Genomic DNA, 24,045 nt, shown 5'->3' on the forward strand with positions numbered 1-24,045 from the left:
GGACCATAGCCATTTTTCGGCGGTTCAACTACTCTGAAGCGCTATATACGCTTCAGAGTTTAACCCGATATGAAACAAATCACTTTCGCTTCGCGTCATCATCAGCTTACGAATACCAACACCTGGACGGCGGACAGCCAGTGGCTGGTTTTTGATGTGCGTCCGTCAGGCGCCTCGTTTACCGGTGAGACGATTGAGCGCGTCAACGTACGGACTGGCGAGGTTGAGGTCATTTATCGCGCTACGCAGGGCGCGCACGTTGGCGTGGTGACCGTTCATCCACAAGACGATCGCTATGTGTTCATTCATGGCCCGGAGAACCCGGACGAGACGTGGCATTATGATTTCCACCATCGTCGCGGCGTGATAGCGGCGCAAAATCGCGTGACGAATCTGGATGCAATGGACATCACCGTGCCGTATACGCCCGGCGCGCTGCGCGGCGGCAGCCATGTGCATGTGTTCAGTCCGAACGGCGAGCGTGTCAGCTTCACCTATAACGATCATGTACTGCGTGAGCGCGATCCGGCGCTGGACTTGCGCAACGTCGGCGTTGCGGTGCCGTATGGCCCGGTTACGGTGGCGGTTCAGCATCCTCGGGAGTACAGCGGCAGCCACTGGTGCGTGTTAGTGAGCCAGACCACGCCGGCGCCACGGCCGGGCAGCGATGACATTAACCGCGCCTACGAAGAGGGCTGGGTGGGCGATCATGCGCTGGCGTTTATTGGCGATACGCTATCGATAAAAGGCGATAAAGTACCGGAGCTTTTTCTTGTCGAACTTCCGAAAAGTGAACAGGGCTGGAAGCGGCAGGGAGATGCGCCGCTGGCAGGCACTGATGCCACAATGCCCGCCCCTCCGGCTGGCGTGATTCAGCGTCGCTTAACCTTTACTCATCAACGCCGTTATCCTGGACTGGTGAATATGCCACGCCACTGGGTACGTGCTAATCCACAGGCATCAGAAATTGCCTTTCTGATGCGTGATGATAGCGGCGTGGTTCAGCTATGGCTGGTTTCGGTGCCGGGGGGAGAAATGCGGCAGCTAACTTACAATCACTCAGACATCCAGTCGGCGTTTAACTGGCACCCGTCGGGAAAATTGCTCGGTTTTGTGTTGGAAAACCGCATCGCGCTGTGCGACGGGCAGAGTGGAGAAATCACCTTTTTAACTGTCGGACACAATAATCCTCCATCGGCGGATGCGGTCGTCTTTTCGCCAGACGGTAAACAGGTGGCCTGGATGGAGGAGGTGGACGGTTACCGGCAGCTATGGGTAACCGCAACGGGGCACGGCATTAAGGATTAGGCATTGGCGCGGGTGGGATCAATGAATTGGTCGCCAGCGTCTCTTTCTCGCTCTTTTCCACACGGGATTTGACTGAGCTATCGGTACGGAACATATCCCACGGCAGCAAGAGCGTATCCATTACGGCGGTGAACGGCATATCCAGTGCAACCAGAGACTTGACGCCCAAACTGGTATTGTCATCGCCCAGCATTTGCGCACTGGAACGGGTCCCTGGGTAGGTTCCTTCTTTGCCGCCGGTATGTGACATGACGCTGGAGCAACCACCCAAACTTATTATCCCGCTAAACAGGATTAGCTTTACCAGACTGCTTTTCATCATTCTTCCGTCATCGTTACGGGCGTTGATATAACTTTCTATCGGTTATATCGGGCCATTCCATGGATGCATAGTGTTATTGCGCCGCACTGTGGCAAGCATCGCACTTTGCCTTTGGTGCTGTCACTTCAGTCTAAGCAATAGATTGCAAACTGCAAAAAAAATCGCTGTCTTCGCCTTGAAAAAAACAGGGATATACCCATTTTAAGAGTGTAAACCGTTGAGAATATGCCGAATGGGTATTCCGGTTAATAACGGCCTGTCCAGTATGGAGGGCCAGATAATTCTCGCTGATTTCAGGAGCTAAGTATTATGCGTAATTTCGATCTCTCCCCATTATATCGTTCTGCTATCGGTTTCGACCGTCTTTTTAATCTGTTGGAAAATAATCAAAGTCAGAGTAATGGCGGCTATCCTCCGTATAACGTTGAGTTAGTAGACGAGAACAACTACCGCATCGCGATTGCCGTTGCCGGGTTTGCCGAGAGTGAACTGGAAATTACCGCCCAGGATAATCTGCTCATTGTGAAAGGCGCCCATGCTGCAGAGCAGAAAGAGCGCACATATTTGTATCAGGGAATTGCCGAGCGCAATTTCGAGCGTAAATTCCAGCTTGCGGAAAATATACATATTCGCGGCGCCAACCTGGTAAACGGTCTGCTGTATATCGATCTGGAGCGCGTTATTCCTGAAGCGAATAAACCGCGTCGTATCGAAATCAACTAATTAGGGTATTTACCCTAAAAATTGCCTGCCGTCAGGGGGCAATGCAAATCCACGGAATTTGCAGATATCTACTCGCTTCTTAGAAGGAGAAATACTATGCGTAACTACGATTTATCCCCATTGCTGCGTCAATGGATCGGTTTTGACAAACTGGCCAATGCCTTGCAAACCGCCGATGAAAGCCAGAGCTTCCCACCTTATAACATCGAAAAAAGCGATGATAACCACTATCGCATTACGCTTGCGCTGGCTGGTTTTCGTCAGGAAGATCTGGAAATTCAGCTGGAAGGCACACGTTTGACGGTAAAAGGTACGCCTCAGCAACCGGAAAAAGAGACAAAATGGCTGCATCAGGGACTGGTTAACCAGGCATTTAGCCTGAGCTTTACACTTGCCGAAAATATGGAGGTGACCGGGGCAACCTTTACCAATGGCCTTTTGCATATTGATTTGACCCGCAATGAGCCAGAACAGATAGCACCGCAGCGCATTGCAATCAGCGCACGTCCCGCGTTAACTCGCTAATTAAGCGAACAGTTATTAGCCCCGATTTTTCGGGGCTTTTTTTATGTGATTGAGAAAGCATTGTTCAGATTGCTGACATAGTGCGTTCTTCAGGAATTGCCCAACGGTGCTTTGGTTGATGTTTAACCTATTGATATGTTAGATATTACAGGTTATATCAAACGTCTCCCGATACCCGGAATAAATGCGAACGCAGCATCTTATACAGATTTGTTATTTAATTTAATGCCGTGATTATTGTGCGCCAGGCGGCATACAGCCTGTCAGCTAGCAGTCATACTCCTCTTTGTTCGTAATGTTATTCACAGGGAATAGACGATGAGTGACATAGCATTGACTGTGAGCGTATTGGCGCTGGTGGCGGTAGTCGGATTGTGGATCGGCAATGTGAAAGTGCGCGGTGTCGGCTTTGGTATCGGTGGCGTGCTGTTTGGCGGAATTATCGTCGGTCACTTTGTGGACCAGGCAGGCGTTGCGCTCAGCGGCCCGATGCTGCATTTTATTCAGGAATTTGGCCTGATTCTCTTCGTATATACCATCGGTATTCAGGTTGGTCCGGGCTTTTTCGCTTCGCTGCGGGTTTCCGGTTTACGGCTTAATCTTTTCGCGATTTTAATTGTTATTCTCGGCGGTCTGGTGACGGCGGTCCTGCATAAATTGTTTGATATTCCTCTTCCTGTGGTGCTCGGTATTTTCTCCGGCGCGGTAACCAATACGCCGGCGCTGGGCGCCGGGCAGCAGATCCTGCGCGACCTTGGCGTGCCGCTTGATACCGTCGACCAGATGGGGATGAGCTATGCGATGGCCTATCCGTTTGGTATCTGCGGTATTTTGCTGACGATGTGGCTGGTACGGCTGTTTTTTCGGGTCAACGTTGAAAATGAAGCTCAGCAATTTGATAAGAACAGCGGCAATGGTCATGTGCATCTCCAGACTATCAACGTGCGGGTGGAAAATCCCAATCTGAACAATATGGCGATTCAGGATGTACCGTTGCTTAACAGCGACAAGCTGATTTGTTCGCGTCTCAAGCGTGAGGACATGTTAATGGTGCCGTCGCCGACTACCCTGATTCAGCTAGGCGACCTGCTCCATATGGTTGGGAGACCAGAGGATTTGCATAACGCCCAACTGGTCATTGGTAAAGAAGTCTCCACTTCGCTCTCGACCCGCGGTACCGATCTGAAAGTTGAGCGTGTCGTGGTCACCAACGAGAAAGTGTTAGGCAAAAAAATTCGCGATTTGCACTTTAAACAGCGCTATGACGTGGTGATCTCGCGCCTTAATCGTGCCGGGGTTGAGTTGGTCGCCAGCAGCCATTCCAGTCTGCAGTTTGGCGATATTCTTAACCTGGTCGGTCGCCCGGAGGCGATTGACGCCGTTGCCGCCGAGCTTGGCAACGTCCAGCAAAAACTGCAGCAGGTGCAGATGCTACCTGTGTTTATTGGTATCGGTTCAGGCGTGCTGTTGGGATCGATCCCCCTGTTTATTCCGGGGTTTCCGGTGGCGCTGAAACTGGGGCTGGCGGGCGGGCCGCTGATTATGGCGCTGATCCTCGGGCGGATTGGCAGTATCGGTAAGCTGTACTGGTTTATGCCGCCCAGTGCTAACCTTGCGCTACGCGAGCTTGGCATTGTGCTATTCCTGGCGGTAGTTGGGCTGAAATCCGGCGGCGACTTTGTGGCGACGCTAATTGAAGGCGACGGTATGCGCTGGATTGTCTACGGTATCTTTATCACGGCAATACCGCTGCTGACCGTCGGCATTCTGGCGCGTATGTTGGCGAAGATGAATTACCTGACGCTGTGCGGCATGCTGGCCGGCTCAATGACCGATCCGCCTGCACTGGCGTTTGCTAATAACCTGCATGCGACCAGCGGCGCGGCGGCGCTCTCTTACGCCACCGTCTATCCGCTGGTGATGTTCTTACGCATTATTACCCCGCAGCTACTCGCGGTGCTGTTCTGGGGGATGGGTTAACGGATTTTCCGCATGGACGCGGCGCAGATGGTAGTCCACCTGATACTCACTGGCGTTACGGAACATGACTGAATAGTTAAGAAACTCGCCGCTGTCGCTGTAGGAAAGGGAGGTAATGCGCAGCAGAGGCGTCTGCTCCGGTACATTCATGGACTGCGCCAGCTGCTTGTCGGCCAGCACCGGGGTTAGTGTTTCGTAGTTACCGCTGATCGTTATCCCGCATTCCTTCTCAATGTAGTCAAACTTTGACCCCTCCAGATGTACCAGCGACAGATTACGGAACAGCTTCACCGGCATATAACTGTCTTCCAACATTAGCGGTTTGCCCTCAACATAACGCACCCGGCGCGAGAAGTAGATCCGTTCATTAATTTGTATCCGCAACTGACTGGCGATAGCCGGGGGGGCGGGCATGACTTCGAAGACTAATACCTGACTTATAACCTCTTTACCCTGCTGGCGCAGCACTTCGGCCAGCCCGGTCAGATTGGTGGTTTCATGATGTACGTCTTTACGGGCGACATAGGTTCCGGAGCCGTGCCGACGTACCACCAGCCCCCAGTCGACCAGTAAATCAGTCGCTTTACGGATCGTCATGCGCGCGACGCCAAACTCTTCTGCCAGTTTCTGTTCACCAGGTAATGGGCTGCCAATGTTGTAATCAGATGAATTGAGCCGGATTCTTAGCCTTTCCGCTATTGATTTGTAGATCACTATCAGACCTCTTTTTCCCTTTAAATTCTGCGCAATGAGCCTTTTGATGTCTAATTTTTATGTAAAAAGTAGACATTATTGGTGGAATTAAAACCATGAATGCGATCACGAATCGAAGCGGCGCGTCATGTTCTCAGAATAGCAATTTCTTATTCTCGTCTCAGGCCAGCAATCACTACAAAAAAGGCCTCTCCCTACTGGTTGTTATATGAGGATGTAAAAATGCTCAGTCAAATACAACGCTTTGGCGGCGCTATGTTTACCCCGGTTTTACTCTTTCCTTTTGCCGGGATTGTGGTCGGTATCGCCATTATGCTGCGCAACCCGATGTTTGTTGGTGAAGCGCTCGCTGCACCGGATAGTTTATTTGCTCAAATCGTTCACATTATTGAAGAAGGCGGCTGGACGGTTTTCCGTAATATGCCGCTGATTTTCGCCGTTGGCCTGCCAATTGGCCTGGCCAGACAGGCTCAGGGGCGGGCCTGTCTGGCGGTACTGGTCAGTTTCCTCACCTGGAACTATTTCATTAATGCCATGGGGATGACCTGGGGCCACTTCTTCGGCGTCGATTTTTCTGTTGAACCGACGACTGGCAGCGGCCTGACGATGATTGCCGGAATTAAAACCCTCGATACCAGTATTATCGGCGCGATTGTCATCTCGGGGCTGGTGACTGCCCTGCATAACCGCTATTTCGATAAACCTCTGCCGGTATTTCTGGGTATTTTTCAGGGGTCGTCGTTTGTGGTTATTGTCGCTTTCCTGGTGATGATCCCCTGCGCCTGGTTAACTCTGCTCGGCTGGCCAAAAGTTCAGTCAGGTATTGAATCACTGCAGGCCTTTTTACGCTCGGCCGGGGCGCTGGGCGTGTGGGTCTACATCTTTCTTGAACGCATCCTGATCCCGACCGGATTGCACCATTTTGTCTATGGGCCGTTCATCTTCGGTCCGGCGGTTGTGGAAAGTGGTATTCAGGTCTACTGGGCGCAGCATTTGCAGGCGTTCAGCCAGAGCACCGAGGCGCTGAAAACCCTGTTCCCGGAAGGCGGATTTGCGCTGCACGGTAACTCGAAAGTCTTTGGTTCGGTGGGGATTGCGCTGGCGCTGTATTTTACCTCTGCGCCGGAAAACCGCGTCAAAGTCGCCGGACTGCTGATTCCCGCCACCCTGACTGCCATGCTGGTAGGCATCACCGAACCCCTGGAGTTTACCTTCCTGTTTATCTCGCCGCTGCTGTTTGCCGTCCATGCGGTTCTGGCGGCCACTATGGCGACGGTGATGTATATCTGCGGTGTGGTGGGCAATTTTGGCGGCGGTCTGCTTGACCAGTTCCTGCCGCAAAACTGGATCCCGATGTTTCATAACCACGCTTCAATGATGTTTATCCAGATAGGCATTGGCGTGTGTTTTACCGCGATCTACTTCGTTATCTTCCGCACTCTGATTCTGCGCCTGAACCTGAAAACGCCAGGCCGTGAAGAGAGTGAAATCAAGCTCTACAGCAAAGCGGATTACAAGGCTGCGCGTGGACAGACAACGACGCCCGCGCCGGACGCAAAACTTGGGCAGGCAGCCGGGTTCCTCCAGGCGCTGGGCGGCGCGGACAATATCGAAAGCATTAATAACTGCGCCACGCGCTTACGTATCGCGCTCCACGATATGGCGCAGACCCAGAGTGATGACGTTTTTAAAGCGCTGGGCGCGCACGGCGTGGTTCGCCGTGGCAATGGTATCCAGGTGATTGTCGGCCTGCATGTGCCCCAGGTCCGCGACCAGCTTGAAACCCTGATGAAAGATTCCCTACAGACCGAACAAACCACCATGACGGAGGCAGTATCATGAAAAAATTCTCAGTTGTTATCGCAGGCGGCGGTAGCACATTTACCCCGGGCATCGTTCTGATGCTACTGGCGAACCAGGACCGTTTCCCGCTGCGAGCGCTGAAATTTTACGACAATGACGGTGCGCGCCAGGAGATTATCGCCGAGGCTTGCAAAGTGATCCTCAAAGAGCAGGCGCCGGAGATTGCGTTTAGTTACACCACCGATCCCGAAGCGGCGTTTACCGATGTGGATTTCGTGATGGCGCACATCCGCGTAGGAAAATACCCGATGCGGGAAAAAGATGAAAAAATTCCTCTGCGCCACGGCGTGCTGGGTCAGGAAACCTGCGGCCCCGGTGGTATTGCCTATGGCATGCGCTCTATCGGCGGCGTACTGGAACTGGTGGACTATATGGAAAAATATTCACCGAATGCCTGGATGCTGAACTACTCCAACCCGGCGGCGATAGTGGCCGAGGCGACGCGCCGTTTGCGCCCGAACGCCAAAATCCTCAATATCTGTGATATGCCGATCGGCATTGAAGGGCGGATGGCGCAGATTGTCGGCCTGCAAGATCGTAAGCAAATGCGCGTGCGTTATTACGGGCTGAACCACTTTGGCTGGTGGACGTCGATTGAGGACTTGCAGGGTAACGACCTGATGCCGAAACTGCGGGAATACGTCGCGAAACACGGTTATGTCCCGCCATCTAACGATCCGCATACTGAAGCGAGCTGGAATGATACGTTCGCCAAAGCGAAGGATGTGCAGGCGCTGGACCCGGACACCATGCCGAATACCTATCTGAAATACTATCTGTTCCCGGACTATGTGGTACAGCACTCGAACCCGGAACGTACCCGCGCGAACGAGGTGATGGATCACCGTGAAAAACAGGTATTTGGCTCCTGCCGCGCCATTATTGAAGCGGGCCACTCCTCCGCTGGCGAGCTGGAAATTGATGAACACGCGTCTTATATCGTCGATCTGGCAACGGCAATCGCCTTTAATACGCAGGAACGGATGCTGCTGATTGTGCCAAACAACGGGGCGATTCATAACTTTGATGATGAAGCGATGGTGGAGATCCCTTGCCTGGTGGGGCATAACGGGCCGGAACCGCTGACGGTTGGTGACATTCCGCAGTTCCAGAAAGGGCTGATGAGCCAGCAGGTGGCCGTCGAGAAACTGGTGGTCGATGCCTGGGAGCATCGCTCTTATCAGCGTCTGTGGCAGGCGATTACGCTCTCCAAAACTGTGCCGAGCGCGTCGGTCGCCAAAGCGATTCTTGATGATTTGATTGAAGCCAATAAAGCATACTGGCCGGAACTGCGCTAACGATGCAGACTGGCATCCACCGGATGTCAGTCTGCGTGTTTCAAGGCCAACATGGCGGTATCGGCTGCAGAACTTTCTTTACCCAGAGGCGATTATTAATGCCTTCCGCTTTGGCTCTCAGGTAGAATCGCCGATATTTTACGCAATCGGGAGCCATGATGAAAATTTCCCGCCTCGGTGAAGCGCCGGACTATCGCTTTTCACTGGCCAATGAACGTACTTTTCTGGCGTGGATCCGCACGTCGCTCGGTTTTCTGGCCGGAGGCGTCGGTCTTGACCAGCTGGCGCCGGATTTCGCTACACCGCTGATTCGCGAGATCATTGCTCTTCTGCTGTGCTTGTTTGCCGGTGGTCTGGCGATTCACGGCTACTTGCGCTGGCTGAGCAATGAAAAGGCGATGCGGCTCAAGCAGGATCTTCCCTATACCCGCGCTCTGCTACTTATCAGTATTCTGCTGACGCTCGTCATTGTGGTGGTTACGGTCCTGGTGTTCTATGCCGGATAATCGTCGGATACGTCGCGAAAGCGACCCAGGGCTGCAGCCGGAACGCACGTCACTGGCCTGGTTTCGCACCCTTTTAGGCTATGGCGCGCTACTGGCGCTGGCGCTTAAGCACCACTGGCATCAGGCAGGGCTGCCATTCTGGCTCTCACTGTGTATTTTGCCGTTCGTCGCGATGATTCTTTGGCGCTATACCCGCAGCCGTAATTTGATGCATGTCGGGCAAAGCGATTTTGCCCGGCCGCAGGCGGTTCGTGATAAATTTTTGATCGCATTCGCAGTACTTTCGTTGTCATTGTTGTTTGCTATAACGCACATACGACAGATGATTTTGTTAATTAAGGATGTGACATGACAGGATGTCAGGCCGATTATAGTGACGTTTGGCACAGTGGCGACGGCAAAACCCTGATGAACGAGACTCCCGTTCGGGAAGTCATGATTTATCGCCACGAGTGTGAACACCCGGCGCGTGTTTATCACCAGTTAAGCGTGCAGGGCGCGACGGTTATCCAGTTTGTTCCCCATCTGCAGTCCGCTGACGCCAGGCTTTGGGGAGACTTCCTTTGCGCGGTATTTGCTATTTGGGTCAAAGAAGATGTTAACCGTGTCATGGTCTCGCTGTTTGAGGCCACGCTACATGCCTGGCGCGGCGAAGCGGTGCGTTATGACGATACGCCACCGGGGCCGACTTGCGCAGGCTGTATCTGGTTAAAATTATGCGGTGGCGGCTGCCCACAACTGCGTCTGGAGGATGGCACCAGCGCGTTATGCGAAGGGTACCGGCAGTTTTACAGCTGGAGCGCACCCTATATGCGCGTCATGCGGGATCTGATTAAACAGCATCGCTCACCGATGGAACTGATGGCGATGCTGCGTTAAGGTCAATGGCGTTTAGCGCCCTTTCGCCAGGTATCGGGCCATCTCCTCTTCCGGCACCATGCCGCCGCCGGTCGCCCACACCAGATGGGTCGCGTTCTGCATCTGTTCTGCGGTGAAATTGTGCATTTGCTGATATACCAGGCTGGCGCACACCCGTTGCGGCCCGGCCATTCCCGCCAGCGCGGACGGTTCCAGGCGAATACCATCTTCCTGCGCCAGCCAGCCCAGCATGTCATACATGGTCTGGTCATCAAGGGTGTAAAACCCATCCAGCAGACGCTCCATTGCCCTCCCTACAAAGCCCGAAGCGCGGCCAACCGCCAGACCGTCGGCGGCGGTCTGGTTATCGATTCCAAGATCCTGCACCGAAATTTGGTCATGCAGGCCGGTATAGACGCCCAGCAGCATACAAGGTGAGTGGGTCGGTTCGGCGAAGAAGCAGTGAACGTTGTCGCCAAATGCCAGCTTCAGACCAAACGCCACGCCGCCAGGGCCGCCGCCAACGCCGCAGGGCAGGTAGACAAATAAGGGGTGTTTGGCATCCACAACGCGCCCTTCGCGGGAAAACTGCGCTTTTAGCCGCTCTCCGGCCACGGAATAACCGAGGAACAGCGTGCGCGAATTCTCATCGTCAATAAAGAAGCAGTTTGGGTCAGACTCCGCCGCTTTGCGTCCTTGCTCGACCGCCACGCCGTAATCCTCTTCGTATTCCACGACCGTTACGCCGTGGCTACGCAGTTTGGCTTTCTTCCAGGCGCGGGCATCGGCGGACATATGTACCGTCACCTTAAAGCCGATACGCGCGCTCATAATGCCAATCGACATACCCAGGTTACCTGTGGAACCGACGGCGATGCTGTACTGGCTGAAAAATTGCTCGAATTCCGGGGTTAACAGCTTGCGGTAGTCGTCGGAAGGCGCCAGCAAACCGGCATTGATCGCCAGCTTTTCTGCGTGGGCCAGCACCTCGTAAATGCCGCCCCGCGCTTTAATGGAACCCGAAATGGGCAAATGGCTGTCTTTTTTCAGCAGCAGATCGCCGCTAATGGGCTGGCTGAAGGCATTCTCCAGCCTGGCCTTCATTGCCGGGATGGCGACCAGATCAGATTCGATAATCCCACCGGTTGCGGCGGTTTCCGGGAAGGCTTCCGCCAGATATGGCGCAAAGCGATCGAGCCGGGCATGGGCATCTTCAACGTCATTTTCCGTCAGACCAACATAGGGTAAACCTTCCGCAAGGGAGGTGGTGCCTGGGTTAAACCAGGTCGTTTCTTTCAGGGCTATCAGCTCCTCCAGCAGAGGAAACCGGGCGATTAAGGTGGTCATATCAGCGTTTTTCATATTACGTCTCTTTGCGCTCAGATAATGAAAGAAAGCAGGAATGTGCTCGCCAGTGCAAGTAACGAAGCGATAAAGGTTGCGGTGGTATAATATTTGAACGTTTCGTTGAGGCTTGCGCCGCAGTACTGTTTAACCAGCCAGAACAGGGAATCCGTGACGATAGTGCAGCCAATCGCGCCGGAGCCGATGGCGATAGCGATGATCTCGGGGCTGACGTTGGGATAGAGTGGCAGCATTGGCGCCACGATGGCGGTTGCGCCCATCATCGCAACGGTAGCGGAACCCACTGCGGCGTGCAGAATCAACGCCACCAGCCAGGCCAGCAGAATTGGATGCATGTCCAGATTCGACAGAATTACCGCCAGAGTATCGGCCAGGCTGCTGGTCTTAAGGATTGCGTTAAAGGCCCCACCCGCGCCGATAATCAGCAGAATATTGGCAATCGAACCGAAGCCGTTTTCCGTATGCGTCAGCAGGGCACCCATGCCTATTTCCTGGCGGAGCCCCAGCACATAATAGGCGACAAAGACGGCGATAAACATCGCGGTGATGGGGTTGCCGATAAATTCCAGCAGCATATACAGCGTGCCGCCTTTGGTCATATTCAGTTCGGCTATGGTTTTGACCAACATCAGGCCAATCGGCAGCAGAACCGTAAACAGCGTTGCGCTAAGTGAGGGTAGCGTCTCTTCTTTACGTACTTCGAGATTGGAAAATTCAGTGGGAACCGCTTTAAACGGCAGACGGTTGCCGAGCAATCGCAGGAATAGCGGCCCACCAACCAGCGAAGCCACCAACCCAACCAGCAGACCATAAACGATAACGGAACCGATATCCGCGCCCAGTTTATTCGCCACAAACAGTGCAGCCGGATGTGGTGGCACCACGCAATGCACCGCCATGAGCGCGGTACACAGCGGAATAGCCAGCTTGAGCAATGACGTGTTGGTCTTTTTCGCAATGGAAAACGCCAGTGGAATAAGCAGAACAACGCCCACTTCAACGAATAACGTGATCCCGCAAATCAGCCCCACCAGCACCATGATCACGTCAGCGGAAAGCCAACGGCAGCGCTGGAGCGTCAGGCCGATGCGTTCCGCTGCCCCGGAAACCTCCATCATTTTACCGAGAATGGTCCCGAGGCCAATAACCGCCGCCAGAAAGCCTAACGTGCCGCCAATACCGCTCTCAATAGCATTGACCATATCCAGTGGGCTCATCCCCATCATGGCGCCGACGAAAAAGCTCGCCAGCAGTAGCGCCAGGAATGGATGAAGCTTCAGTTTGATAATAGTTAGCACAATTAACACGATGCTTATCAGCAGCGTGCTGACAACCCAGATCTGAGATTCCATGCCCCACCTCACCTGTGAATAATCTGTGGTTATTGAACAGAAAATCGGCAACTGCTGACAAACGATATAAATGGCGCTTCAGATGAATCAGATTGAATCAAAGTGGTGATTTGGCTCTAAATAAGATGGTTTAATGTGCAATGAGTCACTTTTATTCATCTTTAACCTAAGTCCGGGACGCAAAGTTTCTTACAATCGGCACAATGAAAGTGAAAGAACAGGAAAGGGAGGCGCAAAAAGCGATGGGGAATCGACTGCTTAACGGCTGGCAACTTTCGAAGCTATATACTTTCGAGGTCGCCGCCCGGCACGAGTCGTTTGCGCTGGCAGCGGAAGAGCTGTCGTTGACGCCGAGCGCGGTTAGCCACCGCATAAATCAACTGGAAGAGGAACTGGGGATTCAGTTGTTTGTACGGTCGCATCGCAAGGTGGAACTTACCCATGAAGGCAGACGGGTGTTCTGGGCGCTGAAATCCTCCCTGGACAGTCTCAACCAGGAGATTCTGGATATTAAAAACCAGGAACTGTCGGGGACATTAACGGTCTATTCGCGCCCGTCCATCGCCCAGTGCTGGCTGGTTCCGGCGTTGGGCGATTTTACCCGCCGTTACCCCTCCATATCGCTCACCGTGCTGACCGGCAACGATAATGTCAATATGCAGCGAGCGGGAATCGATCTGGCGATCTATTTTGATGACACGCCTTCGTCGCAGCTTAGTCATTATTTTCTGATGGATGAGGCTATCGTGCCGGTTTGCACGGCGGATTACGCGCATCAGCATCAGCTTCAGCAGAACCCTGGCAATCTTCGTCACTGTACGCTGCTGCACGATCGCCAGGCCTGGAGCAATGATTCCGGTACCGATGAGTGGTTTAGCTGGGCGCAACAGTTTGGTATTGACTTGCCGCAATCGTCGGGAATTGGCTTTGATCGTTCGGATTTAGCGGTGATAGCGGCGATGAATCACGTCGGCGTGGCGATGGGGCGTAAGCGGCTGGTGCAGAAGCGGCTCGACAGCGGTGAGCTGATGGCACCGTTCGGCGACATGACCCTGAAATGCCATCAGCACTATTACGTGACGACCCTGCCGGGCCGTCAGTGGCCGAAAATCGATGCGTTTATCAACTGGTTGCAGCACCATGCACAATAATAATGGCTCGTTTTCTATAATCCGGGTTAGACATTTGAGTCGCAACCCGGAAGAAGGCGACCCAGGGCTTAAACCGGCAGCCGGTGATGATGAAAACGAGATGCCAGCGGCAGCCAGCATAGCAGAATCAGCAATCCCATCAGCATCATCAGTAGCCCCAGGCTGCTCTGGCCGGTTTGCGGCATCATCGCGGACAGCCATGCCAGCACGCCGGAACCGATATTCTGCAATCCTCCCACCAGCGCTCCGGCAGTACCGGCAAGAAACGGGAATGGCTCCATTGCGCCGCTGGTCGCCAGCGGAAACAGCATTCCTGCGCCAAAAAAGAACAATGCGGCGGGCACCAGCAGCGTCCAGATGGTCATCACGCCTAACAGCGCAGGGAGCCACATCAGGATCCCTGCCAACAGGCAGCAAACTACCGACTGCCACATTAGCATCGGGAAGCGCTTATTCGGGCGTCCGGCAAACCAGGCGCCAAAAAATGCCGCCGGAATCGGCACGATAAACAGAATACTCACTGACATGCTGCTCAGGCCCAGCACGGCGCCCATCAGCACGCCGGAACAGGCTTCAAAAACGGCGATCCCCGCCAGACCACCAATCAACATCAGCAGATAGCAGTTAAATGCGCCGGTACCAAACAGGGTTTTATAATTGGTTATCAACCGGCTGCGCGGCGCGCTGGCTGGCCGGGTTTCCGGCATCCAGCGCGCCATGCTGAAAGTTACGCCAGCGCACAGCACTAGCAGAAAAATATAGCAGGCCCGCCAGCTCCAGAGGGTGCCAAGGATACCGCCTATCAGCGGCGCCAGCAGCGGGCTGACCAAAATCCCCATATTAAGCAGACTATTAGCATGTCTTAGCTGCGCGCCTTCATACAGATCACGCGGCAGAGTACGCGCCATAACGCCGCCGACACCGGTGCCCATCCCCTGCATGGCGCTGGCGGCAATCAGCACTGGCAGGCTATGGGTGGTGATAGCAATCAGCGTCGCCAGCATAAAAACAGACATCCCGGCCAGGATCACCGGGCGGCGGCCAATGCGGTCAGACAGCGGGCCATAGAAGAGCTGCGATACGCCATAGGTCAGTAAATAAGCGGCCATGACGCTCTGCACAGCGCCCTCGCGGACGTTGAGTGATACCGCCATATCAACAATCGCCGGAATATAAATGGTTTGCGCCATCTGACCAACGGCCACCAGCAATACCAGCATCAACAATAAATTGACGTTCTTATGCCGTTTCATTCGATGAATACTTTGTAAAAAATAGATATAAAGAATATGTGACTGGAACATACGGTAATAGCGGAGAAATCTACCATATAAAAATAACAGGGCAACCATACGGCGGTGATTGTCGGAGGAGAATCGGGCTGGTTTTGTAAACCAAAATCGGCAACTAATGTTGCCATGTATAATTTATGATAACCGCAGCAGAATCGCCCCAACAGCAATCCCGCAAGCGGCAAGAATACGCAGCGGAGCGACTTTTTCTTTTAACAGGATCAAAGCGATAATCGCGCCGAAAAGAATCGACGTCTCACGCAGGGCGGCGACCACCGCCAGCGGCGCCTGGGTCATCGCCCACAGCGCCAGACCGTAGGAGCCCATTGTACCGACTCCGCCGACCAGGCCTTTCTTCCAGTGCTGGCGCAAATAGCGGCTGGCCTGCGGGCGTCGGGCGATCAGCGCCCAGCCCAGCAGACAGAATCCATTCATAAAAAAGGTCCATAGCGTATAGCCCAGCGCGGTTCCCGAAAGTCGCACCCCGGTTCCGTCAACCAGCGTATAACCGGCAATAAAACAGGCGTTGATTAGCGCCAGTACGATACCCGTACTTGAGCTGGCCCGGCCGTTAAAGGCCATCGCCAGAATAGCCAGGCAGATGATGCCAATTCCGAGCCACGCCACCGGGGAGAGACGATCGCCGAGGAGGGCAACGCTGATTATGGCTACCAGTAGCGGCGCGGTGCCACGCATTAGCGGATAGGACTGGCTCATATCCGAGACCTGATACGTTTTCGCCACCAGTACCGTGTACACCACCTGTAGTGCGCAGGAGACGGCGAGAAACGGTACGCTGGCGAGTGCGGGTTGTGGGGCGAAAGGGAGTAGAGCAAGGGCGATTAGTGAGGCGGAACCGCAAACGCCTACCGCTGCGTACATTTTATCGCCGCTCGCTTTAACGATAGCGTTCCAGCTGGCGTGCAGCAGGGCTGCAAACAGTAAAATGCAGAAGACGGTTATGGTCATCACGGCCCGAAAACAGGGAATAGATCGTTACTGGACTCTAACATGCGTGCGCTTCGGCAGCCAGAGGTGACGAAAGGGCGAAGAACAGGCGAGCCGTGACCCGCGGTTCATCCCACACCGGGCGAAATCCCAGATTTTCATAAAACGACGGGGCATGGGGATTCCCCGCTGTGTCAGTTTTCCTCCAGGCGGCGCAGCATGTTGTCATTTTGCGCCAGGATTTCGTCGCGTAGCGTGGCAAAACCGGGTGTGTTCGGCGTTGTTGCGGGTAATCTGCAGCGCTGGCATAGTCCTCTCCATCAGATCGGTTAATGGGTAGCCTGCAGAGGGGCGGTTTCCCGCCCCTCTCAGGTGCGACTTGAACCTGAATCAGCGGAACTGCTTCAGGACGGCATCAAGTAGTTGCAACACGGCAACCATGAGTTTCAGGATCAAAACGATAATATCCACTCCGCTCATACGCGTCTCCTCTGGTTCAGGAGCACGACCAGCTGGCGTACCTTTCCGCCGCCTGTTGCCAGCCAGAGTATATCCGTCATATTTCTGGTGCAGCCCCGTTGGCTGTGACCTAAATTATTCGGGATATTTGTTGACGTAACACAGTGTGCTCGGCTGGGGTTAAGGCGCTGACGGCACCACCCGTTTCAGCCAGGACTTGATTGCGCCGGTAAAAGTGCGGCCCCAGATGTCACTCTGCGTACTTTTGCAGTATAGAATAAATACTGTATGTATGAACAGTATTTATTGGACAAATTTACGCGCGCGATCGATACTCTAAATCAGCAAAAACCATGGTCAAAATTGCGCCTTCTTCGCCGATCGCGTATACTTTTGCCGTTGACGTAATACAGTGTGTTTGCGGCCACCAACCGGAAAGCGCTGAGCAAAAAACCTCGCCGGGCGGGGTTTTTTGTTTTTATCCCCTCGCAAATTAATGTGATCTTCCACACAGTTTTTTGTGGATGAAAATAAATCCATTGTGAAATGGTACAAGCTGTGTTTGTATAAATTCATTCACTATTTCGATACAACAGGTCCCTAATGAACGCAGCCATGCTGACTCCGACCCTACTACTCACCGCGCCTGCCGCGGTGGTCGTCGTGTCTGTGGTGGTCGTCGTCGGCAATGCGCCGTAGGGTCCGGAACAACACGAATTCCAAAACCCCGCCGGCGCAAACCGAGCGGGGTTTTTCGTTTTATGCCCCCCGGTAAGTCGGCCCAGAATAAAAGGACTGGAGCATGGCAAGTTCGGGCACAACATCACAAAAAATGCGCTTCACTGGCGCGCAGTTAGTCGTTCATTTACTGGAACGTCAGGGGATCACCACCGTTAGCGGTATACCGGGCGGCTCCATCCTTCCCATTTACGATGCATTAAGCCAAAGCACGCAGATTCGCCATATTCTGGCGCGTCACGAGCAGGGGGCGGGGTTTATCGCTCAGGGTATGGCGCGTACTGAAGGTAAACCGGCGGTGTGTATGGCCTGTAGCGGTCCAGGAGCGACTAACCTGATCACCGCTATCGCCGACGCTCGTCTGGATTCGATTCCGCTGGTTTGCATCACCGGCCAGGTGCCTGCCTCAATGATTGGTACCGATGCCTTCCAGGAAGTCGACACCTACGGTATTTCTATCCCCATCACCAAACATAACTACCTGGTGCGTAATATTGCTGAATTGCCGCAGGTGATGAGCGATGCCTTTCGTATCGCCCAGTCCGGGCGGCCAGGGCCGGTGTGGATAGATATTCCTAAGGATGTTCAGGCGGCGACCATTGAGCTGGACGTGCTGCCGGAACCGGGTACCCGGACGGCGGCGCCGGCGTTCGATAGCGCCTGCGTGCGCGAAGCGGCAGCGATGATTAACGCCGCGCAGCGCCCGGTGCTCTATCTGGGCGGCGGGGTTATCAACGCTCCTGAGCAAATTCGCCATCTGGCGGAGAAAGCGAACTTACCGACGACCCAGACCCTGATGGCGCTGGGGATGTTGCCAAAAGCGCATCCGCTGTCGTTAGGCATGCTGGGGATGCACGGCGCGCGCAGTACCAACTTTATTCTTCAGGAAGCGGATTTACTGGTTGTTTTAGGCGCACGTTTTGATGACCGGGCGATTGGTAAAACCGAACAGTTCTGCCCGAATGCGAAGATTATTCACGTCGATATCGACCGTTCAGAGCTGGGTAAAATCAAACAGCCGCACGTGGCGATTCAGGGCGATGTGGGCGAAGTGCTGAACCAACTGATCCCGCAGGTTGAGGCGCGGCCTCGCAGCGAATGGCTGCAACTGGTGGCTGACTTGCAGCGTGAGTTCCCTTGCCCTATTCCGCAGGAGAAAAACCCGCTCTCGCATTACGGGCTGATTAACGCCGTTGCCGCCTGCGTTGATGATGACGCGATCATTACCACCGATGTGGGACAGCATCAGATGTGGGTTGCTCAGGCTTATCCGCTGAACCGTCCGCGCCAGTGGCTGACCTCTGGCGGTCTGGGTACCATGGGTTTTGGCCTGCCCGCCGCAGTTGGCGCGGCGCTGGCTAACCCGCAGCGCAAGGTTATCTGTTTCTCCGGCGACGGCAGCCTGATGATGAATATTCAGGAGATGGCCACCGCGGCGGAAAATCAGCTGGATGTGAAAATCATTCTGATGAATAACGAAGCGCTGGGGCTGGTTTATCAGCAGCAGAGCCTGTTTTATAAGCAGGGCGTGTTCGCTGCAACCTATCCGGGTATGATCAATTTTATGCAGATCGCTGCCGGTTTTGGTCTGCAAACCTGTGATTTAAATAACGAAGCTGACCCGCAGGCGGCGCTGCAGGCGATTATCGACCGACCGGGTCCGGCATTGATTCACGTGCGTATCGATGCTGAAGAAAAAGTGTATCCGATGGTACCGCCGGGTGCGGCCAATACTGAAATGGTGGGGGAATAAGCCATGCAACAGTCAACTCATGAAAACGTTATTCTACAGCTCACCGTGCATAACCATCCTGGCGTGATGACCCACGTTTGCGGTCTGTTTGCCCGCCGCGCGTTCAACGTGGAAGGCATCCTTTGTTTGCCGATTCAGGGTAGTGCCCAGAGCCGTATCTGGCTACTGGTGAACGACGATCAGCGTCTAGGGCAAATGATTAGCCAGATTGAAAAGCTGGAGGATGTCGAGAGCGTGGTGCGTAACCAGTCCGATCCTTCCATGTTCAGCAAAATTGCTGTCTTTTTTGAATGAGTTATTCGCTTTCAGAATCTGGGGTGATGACGTTTATCGAACCATTCCGGCAGTGTGAGGCATAATCTGCCGGTAATGGACGGTCGCTGATAAGCACATCAAATGCCGATAATGGAGCAAGACTGGCAGGCGCGACATCGTCGAATAGCGCGTAGCGCGCGAGTAGTATCTTTCGCAGGCCGCGATCCATCGCTTTACGTTTGGTGGCCAGGTCTTCAGGATTGAACCAACTGACGCCAAAATATTCATGTACTCCACTGGCGGAGATAAATACTTTACGCGGATTGAGTGAATCGAGCGCCGATGGATTGATGGTATCGTAGAAGGCATCACTTTTAGCCCGATAGGTTCCGCCACACAGGATGGCTGTGGCGTTGGGCTTTTCATTGAGCGCCATAAATACCTGATGCGAATAGCAGATACCGGTAAAGGTAATGTCATCGGGGATCATGTTGATGATCAGCGGCATTTCTCTGCCGTTATCAAAAAAGATCAGATCGTTTTCGCTTACCAGACCCGCCGCAAGAATAGCAATGGGTAAATCGTCGCGATGATGTTTTTGCGTAGGCACAAGGGAGGGCGTGAGCGAGGGAGATGAAGGTTTGTTCACCATGACGATATAGCCGCCGAGCAGGGTAAGCGGCAGAGGCTCATCATTTTCCTGGTTGAGATCCCGGCGAATCGTCATCACGGAGACTTCCAGCATGCGTGCGGCGTCTTTAAGATGGACGCGATCGGTTTTCTTCAGCAGTTCCATCAGGCGACGTATACGTTCTTTTTGTTTGGTCTCCATTCATACTCTCCGCGAAGTAAACTAATGATGTTATTTTTATAACATTTTTCAGTGGGAAAACATTGCACACATCCATTACTATACAGTGACTATTCGCAATAAAAAACCCTGGTAGCCCCCATATTTTCACTTAAATTTATTCTTTTTCAGTGTGTTATCTTTTGTTTTTGCCCTTTTCACTTCGCTTTTCTCCGTTGAGGGCCGCTCTCCGTTGCTCGTTAAACAATCCATGAATGATTCAGTAATCGCGATCATTGTCACAAATGATACCAAAGTAACATGATAATGTTATTATAATATCATTGTTACATGGTTGTTTCTGAGAGGTAGTAAAATGGATATCGCGGTTATTGGCTCTAATATGGTTGATCTCATCACCTATACCAATCAAATGCCAAAAGAGGGGGAGACGCTTGAGGCGCCGGCATTCAAAATTGGTTGCGGTGGGAAAGGCGCAAATCAGGCCGTTGCGGCAGCTAAGCTCAATTCGAAAGTAATGATGCTGACCAAAGTGGGAGATGATATCTTCGCGGATAACACGATTCGTAACCTTGAGTCCTGGGGGATCAATACCACTTATGTTGAAAAAGTACCTTGCACCAGCAGTGGCGTTGCGCCGATCTTTGTGAATGCTAACTCCAGTAATAGCATTCTTATTATTAAAGGTGCAAATAAATTTCTTTCTCCCGAAGATATCGATCGCGCTGCTGAGGATTTAAAAAAATGTCATTTGATTGTTTTACAGCTTGAAGTTCAGTTAGAAACTGTTTACCACGCAATCGAATTTGGTAAAAAGCACGGTATCGAAGTTTTATTAAATCCAGCGCCGGCATTGCGTGAATTAGATATGTCTTATGCCTGTAAGTGTGATTTCTTTATTCCTAATGAAACCGAGCTGGAAATATTAACCGGTTTGCCAGTTGATACGTACGATAATATTCGCAATGCCGCACGCAGTCTCGTTGAAAAAGGTCTCAACAATATTATTGTTACTATGGGAGAGAAAGGCGCGCTGTGGATGACTCGTGATCAGGAAGTTCATGTCCCGGCATTTAAGGTCAGCGCAATAGATACCAGTGGCGCAGGAGATGCTTTTATTGGTTGTTTCGCTCACTATTATGTCCAGAGTGGCGATGTTGAATCGGCCATGAAAAAGGCAGCGCTCTTTGCCGCATTTAGCGTCACAGGAAAAGGTACACAATCCTCTTATCCGAGTATTGAGCAGTTTAATGAATTTCTGTCATTAAACGAATAATCACTCTGCACTATCAAAGGTAGCACTATGAACGATAAAAAAATCATTCAGATGCCTGATGGTTATCTGAATAAAACACCTCTGTTCCAGTTTATTTTGTTATCCTGCTTATTCCCGTTATGGGGATGTGCTGCAGCATTAAATGATATTTTAATTACGCAGTTTAAGAGCGTATTTGCATTGAGTAACTTTGCTTCTGCGTTGGTACAAAGTGCATTTTATGGTGGTTATTTTCTCATTGCGATCCCGGCATCGTTAGTAATTAAAAATACCAGCTATAAAATTGCCATCCTTATCGGACTTACACTTTATATCGTTGGTTGTACGCTCTTTTTCCCGGCTTCGCACATGGCAACCTACACCATGTTTTTGGCCGCAATTTTCGCCATAGCTATTGGTTTAAGCTTCCTGGAAACGGCGGCGAACACCTACAGTTCAATGATCGGTCCGAAAAATCATGCCACATTACGATTGAATATTAGCCAGACGTTTTATCCGATAGGTGCGGCGACCGGGATTTTACTCGGCAAATATTTAGTCTTTTCTGATGGTGAAAGCCTGGAAAAGCAGATGGCGGGTATGAATGCCGAACAGATCCATAACTTTAAAGTATTGATGCTGGAAAACACTCTTGAGCCTTACAAATACATGATCATGGTTCTGATAGTGGTCCTGGTGTTGTTCCTGCTGACGCGATTCCCGACCTGTAAAGTTGCGCAGTCCGAGAATCATAAGCGTCCGTCTGCGATCGATACGTTGCGCTATCTGACCACTAATGCACGTTTCTGCCGTGGCATTGCCGCCCAGTTTCTGTATGTCGGCATGCAGGTAACGGTCTGGTCGTTCACTATCCGTCTCGCGCTGGAGATGGGGAATATTAATGAGCGTGATGCCTCAACGTTTATGATCTACAGTTTTGCCTGTTTCTTTATCGGCAAGTTTATCGCCAACCTTTTGATGACCCGTTTTACACCGGAAAAAGTACTGATTATCTATTCGATCATCGGTGCGTTGTTCCTGGCGTACGTTGCGCTGGCACCGAGCTTTAGCGCGGTATATGTGGCGGTACTGGTAAGCGTGCTGTTTGGACCGTGTTGGGCAACCATCTATGCAGGCACATTGGATACAGTCGATAACGAACATACTGAAATGGCTGGCGCCGTGATTGTGATGGCGATTATTGGGGCGGCGGTTATTCCGGCGATTCAAGGTTTCGTCGCCGATATGTTCCACTCCCTGCAGATCTCTTTTCTGGTGCCGATGCTGTGTTTTATTTACGTTGGCGTTTATTTCTGGCGTGAGTGCAAAGTCCGTCGTGCGCTCACCGAAGCGGCAGCATCCTGAGGAGAATTCCTGTGACAACACGTTTACCTTTATGGCGTCAGTTATTTAGCGAGCAACCCCGTACATTACTGGCGAATGATGACTTTACGGTAATGGCATTCCGCTATGCCAGCGGCGTAGAGGCGTTGCGGGTGGAAAACGCGCGCGGTTATCTGGTGATATTGCCCTGGATGGGACAAATGATCTGGGATGCAGTGTTTGACGGTCATGACCTGACAATGCGCAATATGTTCAGTGAACCGAAACCGGCAGCGGAGGTGGTCGAAACCTATGGCTGTTTTGCATTTCATTCCGGGTTACTGGCGAATGGCTGCCCGTCACCGCAAGATACCCATCCTCTGCATGGTGAAATGGCCTGCGCGGCAATAGACGATGCCTGGCTTGAGCTCGGGGAAGGGGAGCTGCGCGTGACGGGACGTTATGAATATGTGATGGGTTTTGGACATCATTATGAGGCGCGGCCAGCGGTAGTATTCCGCAAAGCGAGTGCGCTGTTTGATATTCAGATGGCGGTGACTAACCTTGCCGCTGTCGCTATGCCATTACAGTATATGTGCCATATGAACTATGCTTACGTGCCGGAGGCAACATTTAGCCAGAATATTCCTGATGACGCGTTCTCGCTGCGTGAATCGGTACCAGCCCATGTGAAGCCGACTGCGTCGTGGTTAGCGTTTAATCAACGGATCCAGCAAGGTGAGACATCGCTGTCTATATTGAACGAACCTCAGTTTTACGATCCGGAAATCGTCTTTTTTGCGGATGATCTGGCGCGTTACACCGCTACTCCTGAATTTCGCATGATAGCGACTGATGGGACCATGTTCATCACCCGTTTTTCAAGCTCGGAGCTTAATTACGTCACCCGCTGGATTCTCTATAATGGCGATCAACAGGTCGCGGCCTTTGCGCTACCCGCTACCTGTCGGCCGGAAGGGTTTCTGGCAGCCAGGGCCAATGGTACTTTGGTTTCACTCGCACCACAGCAAACTCGCACTTTCACGGTGACCACCGGTATTGCATGAGGTGGATAATTCTGTTCAATGCTTTGGGCAGTAACGCGTTTATATACAAACGCACTCCAGTTGCATCAAGGCGGCGAGTCTGAGAAGCCCCCGGCGCTTACTTAAGTAAGTACCGGGGGAGCAGACGCAGACAGTGCAGAGGTAGCTTGAAGGATGACGTGTATCTCGCTAAGGTAGGC

The 24,045-nt window shown here is 52.7% G+C and carries 24 protein-coding genes, 1 pseudogene and 1 other annotated feature; of the genes and pseudogenes, 16 read left to right on the forward strand and 9 right to left on the reverse strand.

From position 1 onward, the window contains the following. Window positions 1–69: 69 nt before the first annotated feature. The gene (locus tag ABK821_RS11975; RefSeq protein WP_343178193.1) at window positions 70–1,308 is read left to right on the forward strand and encodes a DUF3748 domain-containing protein; all 1,239 of its coding nucleotides are present in this window, start codon (window positions 70–72) and stop codon (window positions 1,306–1,308) included. On the opposite strand, the gene ABK821_RS11980 is transcribed toward ABK821_RS11975, so the two are convergent. Continuing rightward, window positions 1,298–1,627, reverse strand: coding sequence for a YceK/YidQ family lipoprotein (locus tag ABK821_RS11980; RefSeq protein ID WP_171034869.1), 330 nt, complete (start codon window positions 1,625–1,627; stop codon window positions 1,298–1,300). The genes ABK821_RS11975 and ABK821_RS11980 overlap by 11 nt on opposite strands. 243 nt (window positions 1,628–1,870) lie before the next feature. After that, window positions 1,871–1,946 (forward strand) — a sequence feature (ROSE (Repression Of Heat Shock gene Expression) occurs in the 5'-region of heat shock genes and acts as an RNA thermometer to modulate expression.). Between ABK821_RS11980 and ibpA the strand changes: the two genes are divergently transcribed. The 3 genes from ibpA (at window position 1,940) to ABK821_RS11995 (ending at window position 4,858) form a co-directional block, all read left to right on the forward strand. Beyond that, entirely contained in the window at window positions 1,940–2,353 is a 414-nt protein-coding gene (gene ibpA / locus ABK821_RS11985) for a small heat shock chaperone IbpA (protein WP_004126917.1), read from the forward strand. Its footprint overlaps the feature before it by 7 nt. Before the next feature lie 96 nt (window positions 2,354–2,449). Next, the gene (ibpB, locus tag ABK821_RS11990) at window positions 2,450–2,878 is read left to right on the forward strand and encodes a small heat shock chaperone IbpB (RefSeq protein WP_138360914.1); all 429 of its coding nucleotides are present in this window, start codon (window positions 2,450–2,452) and stop codon (window positions 2,876–2,878) included. A gap of 318 nt (window positions 2,879–3,196) precedes the next feature. Then, on the forward strand, window positions 3,197–4,858 hold the full coding sequence (locus ABK821_RS11995) for a putative transporter (protein ID WP_138360915.1): 1,662 nt from the start codon (window positions 3,197–3,199) through the stop codon (window positions 4,856–4,858). Here ABK821_RS11995 and ABK821_RS12000 read toward each other — a convergent pair. Then, a complete protein-coding gene (locus ABK821_RS12000; RefSeq protein ID WP_138360916.1) occupies window positions 4,826–5,572 on the reverse strand; it encodes a GntR family transcriptional regulator in 747 nt (248 codons plus the stop codon). The two genes, ABK821_RS11995 and ABK821_RS12000, sit on opposite strands and share 33 nt — an antisense overlap. A gap of 222 nt (window positions 5,573–5,794) precedes the next feature. On the opposite strand from ABK821_RS12000, the gene ABK821_RS12005 reads away from it, so the two are divergent. From ABK821_RS12005 to ABK821_RS12025, 5 genes are all read left to right on the forward strand, one after another. Further along, on the forward strand, window positions 5,795–7,414 hold the full coding sequence (locus tag ABK821_RS12005; protein ID WP_138360917.1) for an alpha-glucoside-specific PTS transporter subunit IIBC: 1,620 nt from the start codon (window positions 5,795–5,797) through the stop codon (window positions 7,412–7,414). Further along, window positions 7,411–8,733 carry a 6-phospho-alpha-glucosidase gene (locus ABK821_RS12010; RefSeq protein WP_138360918.1) on the forward strand — a complete coding sequence of 441 codons (1,323 nt, stop codon included), beginning with the start codon at window positions 7,411–7,413 and terminating at the stop codon, window positions 8,731–8,733. Before ABK821_RS12005 ends, ABK821_RS12010 begins: the two co-directional genes overlap by 4 nt. A gap of 158 nt (window positions 8,734–8,891) precedes the next feature. Continuing rightward, on the forward strand, window positions 8,892–9,239 hold the full coding sequence (locus tag ABK821_RS12015) for a YidH family protein (RefSeq protein WP_138360992.1): 348 nt from the start codon (window positions 8,892–8,894) through the stop codon (window positions 9,237–9,239). After that, on the forward strand, window positions 9,229–9,591 hold the full coding sequence (locus ABK821_RS12020; RefSeq protein ID WP_343178194.1) for a DUF202 domain-containing protein: 363 nt from the start codon (window positions 9,229–9,231) through the stop codon (window positions 9,589–9,591). Before ABK821_RS12015 ends, ABK821_RS12020 begins: the two co-directional genes overlap by 11 nt. Continuing rightward, window positions 9,588–10,118, forward strand: a complete 531-nt coding sequence (locus ABK821_RS12025; RefSeq protein WP_343178195.1) for a radical SAM protein — start codon at window positions 9,588–9,590, stop codon at window positions 10,116–10,118. The genes ABK821_RS12020 and ABK821_RS12025 overlap by 4 nt, the downstream gene beginning before the upstream one ends. Window positions 10,119–10,130: 12 nt before the next feature. Here the strand turns inward: ABK821_RS12025 and dsdA are convergent, their stop codons facing one another. After that, window positions 10,131–11,459, reverse strand: a complete 1,329-nt coding sequence (dsdA, locus tag ABK821_RS12030; RefSeq protein WP_308562109.1) for a D-serine ammonia-lyase — start codon at window positions 11,457–11,459, stop codon at window positions 10,131–10,133. Window positions 11,460–11,476: 17 nt separating this feature from the next. Further along, entirely contained in the window at window positions 11,477–12,814 is a 1,338-nt protein-coding gene (gene dsdX / locus ABK821_RS12035) for a D-serine transporter DsdX (RefSeq protein WP_142503220.1), read from the reverse strand. 203 nt (window positions 12,815–13,017) lie between these two features. On the opposite strand from dsdX, the gene dsdC reads away from it, so the two are divergent. After that, window positions 13,018–13,965 carry a DNA-binding transcriptional regulator DsdC gene (dsdC, locus tag ABK821_RS12040; RefSeq protein WP_277753113.1) on the forward strand — a complete coding sequence of 316 codons (948 nt, stop codon included), beginning with the start codon at window positions 13,018–13,020 and terminating at the stop codon, window positions 13,963–13,965. A 68-nt stretch (window positions 13,966–14,033) separates the two neighbouring features. Here the strand turns inward: dsdC and emrD are convergent, their stop codons facing one another. From emrD to tisB, 4 genes and pseudogenes are all read right to left on the reverse strand, one after another. Beyond that, on the reverse strand, window positions 14,034–15,218 hold the full coding sequence (gene emrD / locus ABK821_RS12045; RefSeq protein WP_343178197.1) for a multidrug efflux MFS transporter EmrD: 1,185 nt from the start codon (window positions 15,216–15,218) through the stop codon (window positions 14,034–14,036). A 174-nt stretch (window positions 15,219–15,392) separates the two neighbouring features. Further along, a complete protein-coding gene (locus tag ABK821_RS12050; protein WP_138360994.1) occupies window positions 15,393–16,226 on the reverse strand; it encodes a DMT family transporter in 834 nt (277 codons plus the stop codon). Between the two features lie 37 nt (window positions 16,227–16,263). Further along, a pseudogene (locus ABK821_RS12055) lies at window positions 16,264–16,389 on the reverse strand (hypothetical protein); the annotation flags it as partial. A 206-nt stretch (window positions 16,390–16,595) separates the two neighbouring features. Further along, on the reverse strand, window positions 16,596–16,685 hold the full coding sequence (gene tisB, locus ABK821_RS12060) for a type I toxin-antitoxin system toxin TisB (RefSeq protein ID WP_138360924.1): 90 nt from the start codon (window positions 16,683–16,685) through the stop codon (window positions 16,596–16,598). A 582-nt stretch (window positions 16,686–17,267) separates the two neighbouring features. On the opposite strand from tisB, the gene ivbL reads away from it, so the two are divergent. The 3 genes from ivbL to ilvN all read left to right on the forward strand — a co-directional run bounded on the left by ivbL (window position 17,268) and on the right by ilvN (window position 19,449). Next, on the forward strand, window positions 17,268–17,363 hold the full coding sequence (gene ivbL / locus ABK821_RS12065; RefSeq protein ID WP_138360925.1) for an ilvB operon leader peptide IvbL: 96 nt from the start codon (window positions 17,268–17,270) through the stop codon (window positions 17,361–17,363). A 103-nt stretch (window positions 17,364–17,466) separates the two neighbouring features. Beyond that, complete coding sequence (gene ilvB / locus ABK821_RS12070; protein ID WP_138360926.1) at window positions 17,467–19,155, forward strand: acetolactate synthase large subunit; 1,689 nt, start codon at window positions 17,467–17,469, stop codon at window positions 19,153–19,155. A gap of 3 nt (window positions 19,156–19,158) precedes the next feature. Then, entirely contained in the window at window positions 19,159–19,449 is a 291-nt protein-coding gene (gene ilvN, locus ABK821_RS12075; protein ID WP_138360927.1) for an acetolactate synthase small subunit, read from the forward strand. Window position 19,450: 1 nt separating this feature from the next. On the opposite strand, the gene ABK821_RS12080 is transcribed toward ilvN, so the two are convergent. Then, a complete protein-coding gene (locus tag ABK821_RS12080; protein ID WP_138360928.1) occupies window positions 19,451–20,242 on the reverse strand; it encodes a DeoR family transcriptional regulator in 792 nt (263 codons plus the stop codon). A gap of 334 nt (window positions 20,243–20,576) precedes the next feature. Here ABK821_RS12080 and rbsK point away from each other — a divergent pair, with 334 nt between their 5' ends. The 3 genes from rbsK to ABK821_RS12095 are packed head-to-tail and all read left to right on the forward strand — an operon-like array spanning window position 20,577 to window position 23,866. Beyond that, window positions 20,577–21,497 (forward strand): ribokinase, encoded by a 921-nt coding sequence (rbsK, locus tag ABK821_RS12085; RefSeq protein WP_343178198.1) that lies wholly within the window; start codon window positions 20,577–20,579, stop codon window positions 21,495–21,497. A 27-nt stretch (window positions 21,498–21,524) separates the two neighbouring features. Beyond that, a complete protein-coding gene (fucP, locus tag ABK821_RS12090; RefSeq protein WP_138360930.1) occupies window positions 21,525–22,841 on the forward strand; it encodes an L-fucose:H+ symporter permease in 1,317 nt (438 codons plus the stop codon). Window positions 22,842–22,852: 11 nt separating this feature from the next. Beyond that, window positions 22,853–23,866, forward strand: coding sequence for an aldose 1-epimerase family protein (locus ABK821_RS12095; RefSeq protein ID WP_343178199.1), 1,014 nt, complete (start codon window positions 22,853–22,855; stop codon window positions 23,864–23,866). The last annotated feature ends 179 nt before the right edge of the window (window positions 23,867–24,045 follow it).

The organism is Klebsiella sp. KE9456 (assembly GCF_043832615.1).
In the GTDB taxonomy this organism is placed as follows: Bacteria; Pseudomonadota; Gammaproteobacteria; order Enterobacterales; family Enterobacteriaceae; genus Klebsiella; species Klebsiella indica.

Coding starts and splice junctions, on each gene's coding strand:
- ABK821_RS11975 (WP_343178193.1), top strand. CDS start 70: ATGAAACAAATCACTTTCGCTTCGCGTCATCATCAGCTTACGAATACC.
- ABK821_RS11980 (WP_171034869.1), bottom strand. CDS start 1,627: ATGAAAAGCAGTCTGGTAAAGCTAATCCTGTTTAGCGGGATAATAAGT.
- ibpA (WP_004126917.1), top strand. CDS start 1,940: ATGCGTAATTTCGATCTCTCCCCATTATATCGTTCTGCTATCGGTTTC.
- ibpB (WP_138360914.1), top strand. CDS start 2,450: ATGCGTAACTACGATTTATCCCCATTGCTGCGTCAATGGATCGGTTTT.
- ABK821_RS11995 (WP_138360915.1), top strand. CDS start 3,197: ATGAGTGACATAGCATTGACTGTGAGCGTATTGGCGCTGGTGGCGGTA.
- ABK821_RS12005 (WP_138360917.1), top strand. CDS start 5,795: ATGCTCAGTCAAATACAACGCTTTGGCGGCGCTATGTTTACCCCGGTT.
- ABK821_RS12010 (WP_138360918.1), top strand. CDS start 7,411: ATGAAAAAATTCTCAGTTGTTATCGCAGGCGGCGGTAGCACATTTACC.
- ABK821_RS12015 (WP_138360992.1), top strand. CDS start 8,892: ATGAAAATTTCCCGCCTCGGTGAAGCGCCGGACTATCGCTTTTCACTG.
- ABK821_RS12020 (WP_343178194.1), top strand. CDS start 9,229: ATGCCGGATAATCGTCGGATACGTCGCGAAAGCGACCCAGGGCTGCAG.
- ABK821_RS12025 (WP_343178195.1), top strand. CDS start 9,588: ATGACAGGATGTCAGGCCGATTATAGTGACGTTTGGCACAGTGGCGAC.
- dsdA (WP_308562109.1), bottom strand. CDS start 11,459: ATGAAAAACGCTGATATGACCACCTTAATCGCCCGGTTTCCTCTGCTG.
- dsdX (WP_142503220.1), bottom strand. CDS start 12,814: ATGGAATCTCAGATCTGGGTTGTCAGCACGCTGCTGATAAGCATCGTG.
- dsdC (WP_277753113.1), top strand. CDS start 13,018: ATGAAAGTGAAAGAACAGGAAAGGGAGGCGCAAAAAGCGATGGGGAAT.
- emrD (WP_343178197.1), bottom strand. CDS start 15,218: ATGAAACGGCATAAGAACGTCAATTTATTGTTGATGCTGGTATTGCTG.
- ABK821_RS12050 (WP_138360994.1), bottom strand. CDS start 16,226: ATGACCATAACCGTCTTCTGCATTTTACTGTTTGCAGCCCTGCTGCAC.
- tisB (WP_138360924.1), bottom strand. CDS start 16,685: ATGAGCGGAGTGGATATTATCGTTTTGATCCTGAAACTCATGGTTGCC.
- ivbL (WP_138360925.1), top strand. CDS start 17,268: ATGAACGCAGCCATGCTGACTCCGACCCTACTACTCACCGCGCCTGCC.
- ilvB (WP_138360926.1), top strand. CDS start 17,467: ATGGCAAGTTCGGGCACAACATCACAAAAAATGCGCTTCACTGGCGCG.
- ilvN (WP_138360927.1), top strand. CDS start 19,159: ATGCAACAGTCAACTCATGAAAACGTTATTCTACAGCTCACCGTGCAT.
- ABK821_RS12080 (WP_138360928.1), bottom strand. CDS start 20,242: ATGGAGACCAAACAAAAAGAACGTATACGTCGCCTGATGGAACTGCTG.
- rbsK (WP_343178198.1), top strand. CDS start 20,577: ATGGATATCGCGGTTATTGGCTCTAATATGGTTGATCTCATCACCTAT.
- fucP (WP_138360930.1), top strand. CDS start 21,525: ATGAACGATAAAAAAATCATTCAGATGCCTGATGGTTATCTGAATAAA.